This window comes from Nocardia sp. NPDC003726 (assembly GCF_053586955.1).
Window position 1 is genome coordinate 146,435 of the sequence record NZ_JBSFNF010000004.1, and the last position, 10,041, is coordinate 156,475.

Sequence of the window (10,041 nt, forward strand, 5' to 3'; positions counted from 1 at the left end):
GACGGCAACCGACCTCTGCGCACGCAGTACACCAGACGAACTATCCACACAGACCACGACGGCAACCGACCTCTGCGCACGAGCGCACAGGGTGAGATCCACATAGCTCACGACCGCGTGCGAGATCGGCGCGCGCGCAGACCGTAAGAGCTCAGCGTAGGTCGCGGAAGAACTCGCGGATGTCGGCGGTGAGCAGCGCGGGTTCCTCCATGGCGGCGAAGTGGCCGCCGCGATCGACGTCGTTCCAGCGCGTGATGGTGTGCTCTTCCTCGGCGTAGCGGCGGATGCCGACGTCGTGGGCGAAGACCAGGGCGGCGGTCGGCACGCCGGAGTTGCGCTTCGGCTCGCCCCACGGCGCGTCCTGGGCGTAGCCGACATAAGCCGACGAGCCCGCGGTGCCAGTGAGCCAGTAGATCATCACGTTGGTCAGCAGCCGGTCCCGGCCGAGGATCTTGTCCGGCTCGACGGTGCGTGGATGGGTCCACTCCCGGAACTTGTCCATGATCCAGGCCAGTTGTCCCACCGGCGAGTCGGTCAGTCCGTAGGCCAGCGCCTGCGGACGGGTGGATTGCACGGCGATGTAGCCGTATTCCTCCCGCATGAACGCCTGCATCCGCCGCACGCGATCGCGCTCCAACTCGGTCAGGCTCGCCAGCTCCGCCTCCGCGCGCGGCAACGGCGGCAGACCGGGCGCGCCGTTGACGTGGACGCCGACGACCTGGTCCGGCGCCGTCCGGCCGACCTCCGGGCTCACCGCCCCGCCGATGTCGCCGCCCTGCACCCCATATCGCTCATAACCGAGCCTGCGCATGAGTTCGGCCCATGCCTTCGCGATCCGTTCGATGGTCCAGCCCGCCTCGGCGACCGGGCCGGAGAAGCCGAAACCCGGCAGCGACGGGATGACCAGGTGGAAGGCGTCGGCCGGGTCGCCACCGTGTGCCCTCGGGTCGCTCAAAGGCCCGATGACGTCGAGGAATTCGGCCACCGATCCGGGCCAACCGTGGGTGAGCAGCAGCGGCAGCGCACCGCTCTCGGGTGAGCGCACGTGCAGGAAGTGGATGTTCTGCCCGTCGATCTCGGTGGTGTACTGCGGATAGGCGTTCAGCTGCGCTTCGGCCGCGCGCCAGTCGTATCCGGTGCGCCAGTGGTCGACCAGTTCGCGCAGCCACGCGGTCGGCACGCCGGTGTCCCAGCCGTCGCCGGGCAGCGGGGCGGGCCAGCGGGTGGCGTCCAGACGAGAACGCAGATCGTCGAGTTGCCGCTGCGGGATGTCGATACGGAACGGTGTGATGTCGTTGGTCATGTCCTCGACGGTATGACCCGGTTAGGACAGTTTCGGCCCTAGCTTTCCGGCACACTTTTCCCATGCTGGAAACCTCGGCGCGGCTGCTGCGCCTGCTGTCGCTGCTTCAGACTCCGCGTGACTGGACCGGCGCCGCGCTCGCCGAACGGCTCGGCGTGGATGTGCGCACCGTCCGCCGGGATATCGACAAGCTGCGCGCGCTGGGTTATCCGGTGGACGCGACGCCCGGCGTTGCGGGTTACCGGCTCGGCGCGGGCGCGCAGCTGCCGCCGCTGCTGTTGGACGACGACGAGGCGGTGGCGGTGGCACTCGGCCTGCGCACCGCGGCGGGCGGCACCATCGCGGGAATCGAGGACAGTTCGCTGCGCGCGCTGCGCAAGCTCGAGCAGGTGCTGCCCGCGCGACTGCGCCACCGGGTCGGCATGCTCCAGGCGGCCATGGTCACCGTGCCAGCGGGCGGCCCGACCGTCGACCCGGACGTCCTCACCGCCGTCGCGGCCGCCATCCGCGACCACCACCGCCTGCGCTTCGACTACCGCGCGCACGACGGCGTCATATCGCTGCGCGTCACCGAACCGCATCGGCTCGCGCACACGGGCAGGCGGTGGTATCTGATCGGCTGGGACGTCGACCGCGCGGACTGGCGGACCTACCGCGTCGACCGCTTGCGGCCCCGCATACCGACCGGCCCCCGCTTCACCCCGCGCGAAGCGCCCGACGCGGACCTGCCCGGGTATCTCTCCCATGGCGTCACGACCGCGCCGTACCGCTACGCGGCCCGCATCACCCTCGGTGTCGCCGCGGAGATTGCCGCCGAGCGCATCGCCCCGACCGTCGGGGTGATCGAGGCGGTGGACGCCGAGAGCTGTGTGCTGCGCACCGGTTCCGATTCGCTGGACGAACTCGCCGTCTACGTCGCGGGCTTCGGTTTTCCCTTCCGGGTGCACGAACCGCCAGAACTTCGCACGCACCTGCGCGAACTCGCCGCGCGCCTCGGCGCGGCGGTCGACTGACCTCGCTCAGACCGGTACGGCGGCGACGGCTTCGATCTCGCATACAGCGCCGGGCACGGCGAAGCCCGCCACCTGCGCGACCGTGATGGCGGGCGGGTTCGGGCGGCCGCCCCACACTTCGCCGAACGCCGCGAATCCGTCTCCCAAAGGCTCGCCCTCACGGATCAGGATCGTCCACTTCACCACGTGCTCGAGGGAAGCGCCCGCGGCGGCGAGGCAGGTCTGCAAGTTGGCGAGCGCTTGACGCGCCTGCTCGGCGACGCCGGGACCGACCACACGCCCGGAGGAGTCGACCCCGTTCTGCCCGCCGACATAGATCGTGTCCGCCGCGGCCGACACCCGCACTACCTGGGTGAAAGCCGGGTTGCTGTGCATGGAGGCGGGATTGATGTGCGTGGTGATCGTCATGCCAGCACTGTAACCAGTTAAACTGGTGTCATGCAATCCCGCGCCAGCCTGCCACCCGATCTGCGCCGCCGCTTCCGCACCGGGCGCGCCGCCCTCGACCTCGCGCACACCGGAGGCGAGGGCGAGCTCGCGGCGTGGGAGATCGTGCACACCGTCGAGGACCTGCGCCGCTTCCTGGCGGTCATCCTCGAACTCGACGAGCTGAACGCCGACGAAGCGGATCTGCCGACGATGCGCGCCCTGCGGGCCGCGATCACCAGCGCCGCGTACGGCCTCGCCGCCGGAGAACCGCTGCGGCCGGACGACATCGCGGCGATCAACGCCGTCGCCGCGCAGCCTCCACTGATCCCGCAGCTGCGCGGCGACGCCACCGCGGGATACGCGCGCCCGACGGCGGCGGCCGCCTTGTCCACGCTGGCCAGGGACGCCATCGACCTGTTCGCCGGTCCGCTGTCCGCCCGCATCCGCGTCTGCGCCGCCGACGACTGCGGCCTGCTGTTCGTCGACGCCTCGCGTCCCGGCCGCCGCCGCTGGTGCTCGATGGACCGCTGCGGCAACCTCAGCAAGGTTCGCCGCTACCGCGAGCGGGAGTGACCCCGGGTGTCACACTCCCCGCTCATGCGTCGTCGTCTCGGTGAAGCGATGGGAGCGCCCCATCGGCACCGACGAGATCGGAGACAGTCATGACCGCGAAGATCCTGGTCACCGGCGGCACGGGCACCCTAGGTCGTGCGGTGCTCCCGCTGCTGCGCGACGCGGGCGCCGACGTGCGCGTGCTGAGCCGCACCGAACGTCCGGCGAAGGATGGCCTCGAGTTCGTCACGGGAGACCTGTTGGGCGGCACCGGCATCGACGCCGCGGTGGCGGGAGTCGGCACCATCCTGCATCTGGCGGGCGACGCGAAGGGCGACGACGTGGCGACCGCGAATCTGCTGCGCGCCGCCACGGCCGCGGGCGTCGGGCACATCGTGTACATCTCGGTCACCGCCGCCGAACTGCTTCCGATGACCTACTTCCGCGCGAAGTTCGCCGCCGAGCAGGCTGTCGCCGAGTCGGGCATTCCCTTCACCACGCTGCGCGCCGCGCAATTCCACGATTTCGTGCCCGAGCTGGTGGACTCGATGCTGAAATCACCGGTGCTCCCGGTGCTCGGCGGAGTGCGGCTGCAACCGGTGCACGTGCGCGAGGTGGCGGCGCGGCTGGCGGAGCTGACGGCAGGCGCGCCCGCCGGACGGGTCCCCGATCTGGTCGGGCCCGAGGTGATCGGCATGCGCGAGCTGGTGCGCGACTACGTGGCGCTGCTGGGCAAGCGGCGCGCGCTGCTGACCGTCCGGGTGCCCGGCAAGGCGGGCCGGGTCTACCGCGCGGGCGGGAACCTGGTGACCGACGGGGCTGATGTCGGCAAGCTGACCTGGGCCGACTATCTGGCGGAGCGCCGGGGCGCGGTCTCGGCCGGATGACCCGGCGTCCGGCTCAGACGACGATCACTGCCTCCGGGACGGGCTCGCCCGCGACCTGACCCGATCACGGCCTGCCGCCCTCAGCGCATCACCCCGCGCCGGTGAAACCCGCTGGTCGAGGGGAACGGAGGGTCACGATGCGACAACGACACGGGGCCCCACCGGATACACCGGCGCTGAGCTGGGCTTCTGCTCTACTCTCCGGGGATGGGCGCTGCGCTCGGTGATCTGCTTCCCTTGGCGGTGGGGGTGGCGATCTCCCCGATCCCGATCTTGGCCGCGATTCTGATGATCCTGGCGGCGCACGCCGGCGCGGCCGCCCGTGGGTTCGCGCTCGGCTGGGTGGCCGGGATCGCGGCGGCCACCGCGATCGTGGTGTTGCCGGCCGGTCCGTTGGGCGGGGCCGGTGACCGGCAGCCCTCGGCGGCGGGGTCGTGGGTGCGGATCGTGCTGGGGGTGCTGTTGCTCGGATTGGCCATCGCACAGTGGCGTTCCCGGGCCGATACCGCGGTGCCGGGCTGGATGCGCGCCATCGACCAGCTCACCATCGTGAAGGCCACCGTGCTGGGAGCGGCGCTTTCCGCGGTGAATCCCAAGAACCTGCTGCTGTGCCTGTCCGCGGGCGTGGTGATCGGTTCGGCCGGAATCAGCGTCGGCGAGCAGGCGGTCGCGGTCGTCGTGTTCACCGTGCTCGCCGCCTCCAGCGTGGTAGCGGTGGTCCTCGGTTACAGCCTCGCCGCCGATCGGCTCCGCGAACCCCTGGAGTGGACCCGAGGCTGGCTGCAAGCCAACAACCATGTGGTGATGGCCCTGGTGCTCGCGATCATGGGCGCGGTCGTAACCGGAAGAGGCATCAGCGGACTCTGAAGCAGGTGGACGAGCTCAATCCATCCGGAACGTGGCATCCGGGTTCGCGGTGTCCCGCACGATCCGCAGCGCCTCGGACAACGCCGCGAGCTGTTCGGGCGTGAGCAATCCGACGAACCAGCGGTCGACGGCGGCGAGGTAGTCCGGCAGCACCTGCGCCAGCCGCGCCGCGCCTGCCTCGGTGAGCACCGCGTACGCGCTGCGCCGATCCCCCGGGTCCAGTTCCCGCTCCACCAGGCCGGCGCGGGCCAGCCGATCGACGAGCCGGGTGACCCCGCTGGTGGACAGCGCGGTCTGCACCGCGAGCTCCGTCATGCGCAGCCGCCGCCCCGGCGAACGACTCAGCCGCATCAGGGCGTTCAGATCCAGTCCGGACAGCCCGTGCGCCTTCCACACCTGCTCCAGCTTGGCGAGCACACCGCCGTGTGCCTCGAACAGCAGACCCATCGTGGTCAGGCGCGGATCTTCGAACAGCTCCGTCACGTCCATATGGCAAACCTAGCGCAAAGTTTTGCTGCGGATAGTTGACATGAGGAATAAGTCACCGTAGAAATATGCGTGAGCAATATTCCTCGCGTCAAATACTGGAGGTTCCCATGTCGTCGACCGCCTGGATCGCCGGATTCCGCTCCGCGGTGATTCGCCCGGACGAGCAGATCAAGCTCGCGGAGCCGCGCGCGTTCACCGACCAGACCGTGCGCCAGGTGCTGCATCTGGCGGGCGGTGGCGCGCGAGTGCGGGTCGGGCTGACCAATCGCTACGGGAAGACACCGCTGACGATCGGCGCTGCCAGGGTCGCTCTCCGCAAAACAGGCAGCGAGATCGTCGCCGAGACCGATACCGCGTTGCGGTTCGACGGGGCCGAGCAGGTGATCATCCCGGTCGGCGGCGAAGTGTTCAGCGACCCGGTGGATCTGGCCGCGCCCGCGGGTGCGGATCTGACGCTGAGCCTCTACCTGCCCGGCCCGACGGGGCTCGCGACCTACTCCCACCAACCCGGCGAAATCGCTTACGTCGCCGCCGGAAACGTCGCGACCGCGACCGCTTTCGGCGACGCCGGCGAGATCCCCGCGCGGTTCTACGTCACGGGCGTCGACGTGCTCGCGCCCGCGCGGACGCCGGTGGCCGTCGCGTTCGGCGATTCGTGGTTCGAAGGTTTCGGTACCACCGTGGGCGCCAACCACAGGTCGGTGGACTACCTCAACGCGCGACTGGACCGAGGCTGGGTGGTCAACCAGGGCATCTCGGGAAATCGCCTGCTCACCGACGAGATCGGCGAGCCGGGACTGGAGCGTTTCGAGCATGACGTGCTCGCCGTGCCCGGCGTGACGAGCGTGCTGATCAACTTCGGCATCAACGACCTCATCCTGGGCGGGATGGCGGGACAGCCGCCCGCGACCGCCGAGGAACTGATCGCGGGCTTCACCGCCATCGCGCGGCGCGCGCACGCGGCGGGGCTGCCCATCCACGCCGCGACCATCGGTCCCTACGGCGGCTGCGTCTACGAGGGCCTGCCGATTGCCGAGACGTTGCCGACCCGCCGCCGGGTGAACGAATGGCTGCGCGGCACCGACGTTTTCGATTCGGTGTTCGACGTCGCCCGCGCGGTCGAGGACCCGCAGCGGCCGGACTTCATCCGACCCGATCTCGACAGCGGCGACGGTATGCACCTCAACGACGCGGGCGCTCGCGCCATGGCCGAGACGGTTGACCTCACAGCCCTTTTCGGCCGGGATGCGGCCGAACGCTAAGGTTGCAGACCGCGCAGCACGATCTCGACTCCCCCGCGGAATTCGTCGTCGGCCGACATGCCCTTGGCCTGGCCCGCGGTCTGGGCCAGATGCGGGTATTTCTCCGGGGGCAGCTCGGCCAGCACCATCGTTCCCTGACCCGGCAGTGGCGCGTAGTGCTTGTTCTGCAGGTAGCCGATCAGGAAGGCGATCAGGGTGCGCTGGGCGATGACGCGGGCGGGCCCGGTGAAGCCGCCCTCGGTGAGCACGGCGAGCATGGATTCCATCACGCGCAACGACTCGACCGCCGACTGCCTGCGCCGCAACACGATAGGCACGGCGGCCGGATGGGCCGAGAACCCGTCCCGGATGTTCTCGAGCAGCACCGTCACGCGTTCTCGCCAGTCGCGGCCGTCCGGGAGCGTGGTGTCGATCGCGGCGAACACTTGGTCAGCCACCAGCACCTCGAGTTCGTCGCGATCGCGCACGTAGCGGTACAGGGCCATGGTGGCCATACCCAGCTCCTTGGCCACCGCGCGCATGGTCAGCGCCGAAGACCCCTCGCGGTCGAGCACGGCGAGGGCCGCCGCGGCGAGATCGGCGGTGGTCAGCGAGCGCGGGCGGGGCACGGATTGACAGCGTACGCGTTACGCGCATACTGGTCGTAGGCGTACAAAGTACACCTACGAAAGGAGCCCTGATGTCGCTGCCGACCGCTGTTCCGGACCGGACACTGGTCACCGTCTCCGGTGCACAAGTCCAGGTGCCGGACCCGGATCGCCTGATCCACCTGCAATTCCGTCGTTTCGCCGGATGCCCGGTGTGCAACCTGCACCTGCGTTCGATCGTCACGCGGCACGCGGAGATCGCCGCCGCGGGCGTCCGCGAAGTGATCGTCTTCCATTCCAGCGCGGCGGAACTGCGCAAGTACACCGCTGAACTGCCGCTGGAGTTCATTGCCGATCCGGACCGGAAGCTCTACCGCGAGTTCGGCGTCGAGACCTCGCCGCGCGCCCTGCTCGACCCGCGCGGCTGGCCCGCCATCCTGCGCGGTGTCGCCCACGACGCCTACGCGACCCTGCGCCGCAAGCAAGCCGCCCCGCCCACCAAACCCGAGGGCGGCAGTCTCGGGCTGCCCGGCGATTTCCTGATCTCCCCCGACGGACGGGTGCTCGCGGCGAAGCACGGCGCGCACGTCAACGACCAGTGGTCGGTCGACGAACTGCTCGCGCTCGTCCCGGCGGAGCGGCACGCGTGAGAATCGCCGAGAGACCCTTGCCTGCGCGGGCATTCGCGGTGATCCCGGCCGGGCTGCTCGCGGGGGCATTCGGTTACGGGGCGGTCAATGTCCTGTACGCGTTCCGCAAAGTCCCCTTGGATGTGCGCTTCACCTTCCACACCGCGCTGATGAGCGTCAACGGCGTGGTCATGCAGTCACTGATGGGCCTGACCATCCTGAGCGCCCTGGTACTCGCCATCCGCTCCACCGGCCGCGCACGCCTGCTCGCAGGCACCGCGAGCGCCCTCGCCGTCGCGGCCTTCCTGATCACCCGCCTCGGCAACGTCCCAATCAACCAGAAGATCAAGGTCTGGGCAGTCACCGGCCCGCCCGCCGACTACGCCGAAATCCTCGGCCGATGGGAAACTTTCCACATCGCCCGAACCACCTGCGCCCTGGTGGCCTTCACACTCCTCGTAACCACCACCCTCCGCCCCACCAACCCCTGAACCATTCCGCGAGTGGCACATGGTGGAGGGGCTTCTCGCGCTTCGCCGCGATGATGTGCCACTCGCGGGCCGGGCGTCAGGGCTGTTCCAGGATGTCGAAAGGGATGGTTGCTTCGACCGGGTCGTCGAGGAGCAGGACGCGGCGGTGGACGGTGTGGGCGAGATAGCGGCGGCCGGACCAGTCCAGACGGTATTCCTCGATCTCCTCGATGCGTTCTTCCTTCTGATCCAGCCGGACGATCAGGTACCGAGGAATTCCGGCGGCAGCGTACTGGATTCGCTTGTCGGTGATATCGGCGTCGATGGTCGATACGGAGGTCACCTCGACTATCAGCAAGATATGGTCACGCACGGTGTTGACGTCGTAAGGCTCGCAGTCCCGGATCCAGATATCGGGATAGCGGATGTTCAACCGCCGATCCGCCGCCGCGGCTTCCGCGTCGGCGAATCGAGCGGCCACATCGGAGTCCACGACCATACACGGCCCGCCATCGCGTCGAGCTGCCTCGAGCATTCCGGCCAGCCGCCGCACCACACGGCTGTGCACGGGGCTTTGGGCCATCAGTCGCACTACGCGCCCGTCGACGATCTCGATGTCGCCGAGCCCGGCAGTCGCCCCATCGGCGAACTGCTCGGCCGTCACACGCGGGGCGTCGTCGGGACCGCTCATAGCGCACATCATTGCAGTTCGCGCCGGACCGGACCACGGGCTCGGCTGATGGCCCCCCGGCGGCGAGAGGAACCGCCCGTCACCACACTGCGGAGATTCCGCTACAGCGAGGTCAGGGCAGCAACGTCTCCGGGTCGAACGTGAAGTCGAAGGGACTGCGCAGAGTGACCGTGTTGCCCGCGGACACCCTGTGGGTCAGCTCATAGTTGCGGGCGGCACCGAGTTCGTACGTGAACAGAACGGGGAAGGACTCGCCCGGTAGCTGTCCTTGGAACGGTTCGGGCTCCAAGCGCCAATAGTTTCTGACGCCCGCCTCTGCATAAAGAATGGGTTTGACGAGCCTGTCGGACATCATCGTAGATCTCGATACCACCTCGACTGCGAGCTTTATCCGGTCGGCGGGAATCCCCTTGCCGTTCGGATCGATCGGGCCGACCGCGACCACCAGGTCCGGTATCGGCTCGTCGTCGCCGGAACGCAGCCCGATGCCGGTTAGCACGATATGGTTTGGCGGCGATACCGCATCCAGAGCCCGGACGAGCGATTTTATCAACCACTGATGCCTTGGCGTAGGCACGGCATTCACGACAAGCTGACCGTTCAGGACCTCGTAACGAAGACCGTTCTCGGGCATGTGATCGAGATCGGCGGCCGTCCACCTGTCGCCGCGTGGAACCGGCATCGTGTCGAACCTCCCGACTTCGTCGAACGACGGCGACACGGCAGTCGCCGGTCGGGCGGACCGACCTGACCCACATCCACCAGGCTGATCAGGCCGAGTGTCGACGGTCGATCATATCTGTCCACGTGAACCGACGAGCCCCTCCCGCGTTGGGTGGGGCTCGTCGGTTTCAACCGGGAC

General features: G+C 69.0%; 13 protein-coding genes. 7 read left to right on the plus strand and 6 right to left on the minus strand.

What is annotated here, in order from left to right; translation table 11 throughout:
- Positions 1 to 151: 151 nt before the first annotated feature.
- Positions 152 to 1,303 carry an epoxide hydrolase family protein gene (locus ACWDMM_RS07375; protein WP_195078335.1) on the minus strand — a complete coding sequence of 384 codons (1,152 nt, stop codon included), beginning with the start codon at positions 1,301 to 1,303 and terminating at the stop codon, positions 152 to 154.
- Positions 1,304 to 1,365: 62 nt separating this feature from the next.
- Between ACWDMM_RS07375 and ACWDMM_RS07380 the strand changes: the two genes are divergently transcribed.
- Entirely contained in the window at positions 1,366 to 2,316 is a 951-nt protein-coding gene (locus tag ACWDMM_RS07380; RefSeq protein ID WP_449936499.1) for a helix-turn-helix transcriptional regulator, read from the plus strand.
- Between the two features lie 6 nt (positions 2,317 to 2,322).
- Here ACWDMM_RS07380 and ACWDMM_RS07385 read toward each other — a convergent pair whose 3' ends face one another.
- A complete protein-coding gene (locus tag ACWDMM_RS07385; protein WP_357103959.1) occupies positions 2,323 to 2,724 on the minus strand; it encodes a RidA family protein in 402 nt (133 codons plus the stop codon).
- 30 nt (positions 2,725 to 2,754) lie between these two features.
- Here ACWDMM_RS07385 and ACWDMM_RS07390 point away from each other — a divergent pair, with 30 nt between their 5' ends.
- The 3 genes from ACWDMM_RS07390 to ACWDMM_RS07400 all read left to right on the plus strand — a co-directional run bounded on the left by ACWDMM_RS07390 (position 2,755) and on the right by ACWDMM_RS07400 (position 5,051).
- Positions 2,755 to 3,318 carry a CGNR zinc finger domain-containing protein gene (locus ACWDMM_RS07390; RefSeq protein WP_449936503.1) on the plus strand — a complete coding sequence of 188 codons (564 nt, stop codon included), beginning with the start codon at positions 2,755 to 2,757 and terminating at the stop codon, positions 3,316 to 3,318.
- Positions 3,319 to 3,407: 89 nt separating this feature from the next.
- Positions 3,408 to 4,184, plus strand: a complete 777-nt coding sequence (locus ACWDMM_RS07395; protein ID WP_195078331.1) for an SDR family oxidoreductase — start codon at positions 3,408 to 3,410, stop codon at positions 4,182 to 4,184.
- Between the two features lie 207 nt (positions 4,185 to 4,391).
- The gene (locus ACWDMM_RS07400; RefSeq protein ID WP_195078330.1) at positions 4,392 to 5,051 is read left to right on the plus strand and encodes a GAP family protein; all 660 of its coding nucleotides are present in this window, start codon (positions 4,392 to 4,394) and stop codon (positions 5,049 to 5,051) included.
- A 15-nt stretch (positions 5,052 to 5,066) separates the two neighbouring features.
- On the opposite strand, the gene ACWDMM_RS07405 is transcribed toward ACWDMM_RS07400, so the two are convergent.
- Positions 5,067 to 5,540 (minus strand): MarR family winged helix-turn-helix transcriptional regulator, encoded by a 474-nt coding sequence (locus tag ACWDMM_RS07405; RefSeq protein WP_195078329.1) that lies wholly within the window; start codon positions 5,538 to 5,540, stop codon positions 5,067 to 5,069.
- Between the two features lie 107 nt (positions 5,541 to 5,647).
- On the opposite strand from ACWDMM_RS07405, the gene ACWDMM_RS07410 reads away from it, so the two are divergent.
- The gene (locus tag ACWDMM_RS07410) at positions 5,648 to 6,802 is read left to right on the plus strand and encodes a GDSL-type esterase/lipase family protein (protein WP_449936508.1); all 1,155 of its coding nucleotides are present in this window, start codon (positions 5,648 to 5,650) and stop codon (positions 6,800 to 6,802) included.
- Here ACWDMM_RS07410 and ACWDMM_RS07415 read toward each other — a convergent pair.
- Positions 6,799 to 7,410: a TetR/AcrR family transcriptional regulator C-terminal domain-containing protein gene (locus ACWDMM_RS07415; protein WP_195078327.1), complete on the minus strand. Its 612-nt coding sequence runs from the start codon at positions 7,408 to 7,410 to the stop codon at positions 6,799 to 6,801. The genes ACWDMM_RS07410 and ACWDMM_RS07415 overlap by 4 nt on opposite strands.
- A 71-nt stretch (positions 7,411 to 7,481) precedes the next feature.
- Here ACWDMM_RS07415 and ACWDMM_RS07420 point away from each other — a divergent pair, with 71 nt between their 5' ends.
- Together ACWDMM_RS07420 and ACWDMM_RS07425 are read left to right on the plus strand one after the other, a co-directional pair.
- On the plus strand, positions 7,482 to 8,039 hold the full coding sequence (locus ACWDMM_RS07420) for a peroxiredoxin-like family protein (protein ID WP_449936511.1): 558 nt from the start codon (positions 7,482 to 7,484) through the stop codon (positions 8,037 to 8,039).
- A complete protein-coding gene (locus tag ACWDMM_RS07425) occupies positions 8,036 to 8,509 on the plus strand; it encodes a DUF1772 domain-containing protein (protein ID WP_323124144.1) in 474 nt (157 codons plus the stop codon). Before ACWDMM_RS07420 ends, ACWDMM_RS07425 begins: the two co-directional genes overlap by 4 nt.
- Positions 8,510 to 8,585: 76 nt before the next feature.
- Here the strand turns inward: ACWDMM_RS07425 and ACWDMM_RS07430 are convergent, their stop codons facing one another.
- A complete protein-coding gene (locus tag ACWDMM_RS07430; protein WP_195078325.1) occupies positions 8,586 to 9,179 on the minus strand; it encodes a Uma2 family endonuclease in 594 nt (197 codons plus the stop codon).
- 112 nt (positions 9,180 to 9,291) lie between these two features.
- Positions 9,292 to 9,861, minus strand: coding sequence for a Uma2 family endonuclease (locus tag ACWDMM_RS07435; RefSeq protein WP_449936516.1), 570 nt, complete (start codon positions 9,859 to 9,861; stop codon positions 9,292 to 9,294).
- Positions 9,862 to 10,041 lie beyond the last annotated feature (180 nt).

Excerpts from the sequence above, each read along its gene's own strand:
- ACWDMM_RS07375 (WP_195078335.1), bottom strand. The coding sequence starts at position 1,303 with ATGACCAACGACATCACACCGTTCCGTATCGACATCCCGCAGCGGCAA.
- ACWDMM_RS07380 (WP_449936499.1), top strand. The coding sequence starts at position 1,366 with ATGCTGGAAACCTCGGCGCGGCTGCTGCGCCTGCTGTCGCTGCTTCAG.
- ACWDMM_RS07385 (WP_357103959.1), bottom strand. The coding sequence starts at position 2,724 with ATGACGATCACCACGCACATCAATCCCGCCTCCATGCACAGCAACCCG.
- ACWDMM_RS07390 (WP_449936503.1), top strand. The coding sequence starts at position 2,755 with ATGCAATCCCGCGCCAGCCTGCCACCCGATCTGCGCCGCCGCTTCCGC.
- ACWDMM_RS07395 (WP_195078331.1), top strand. The coding sequence starts at position 3,408 with ATGACCGCGAAGATCCTGGTCACCGGCGGCACGGGCACCCTAGGTCGT.
- ACWDMM_RS07400 (WP_195078330.1), top strand. The coding sequence starts at position 4,392 with ATGGGCGCTGCGCTCGGTGATCTGCTTCCCTTGGCGGTGGGGGTGGCG.
- ACWDMM_RS07405 (WP_195078329.1), bottom strand. The coding sequence starts at position 5,540 with ATGGACGTGACGGAGCTGTTCGAAGATCCGCGCCTGACCACGATGGGT.
- ACWDMM_RS07410 (WP_449936508.1), top strand. The coding sequence starts at position 5,648 with ATGTCGTCGACCGCCTGGATCGCCGGATTCCGCTCCGCGGTGATTCGC.
- ACWDMM_RS07420 (WP_449936511.1), top strand. The coding sequence starts at position 7,482 with ATGTCGCTGCCGACCGCTGTTCCGGACCGGACACTGGTCACCGTCTCC.
- ACWDMM_RS07430 (WP_195078325.1), bottom strand. The coding sequence starts at position 9,179 with ATGAGCGGTCCCGACGACGCCCCGCGTGTGACGGCCGAGCAGTTCGCC.
- ACWDMM_RS07435 (WP_449936516.1), bottom strand. The coding sequence starts at position 9,861 with ATGCCGGTTCCACGCGGCGACAGGTGGACGGCCGCCGATCTCGATCAC.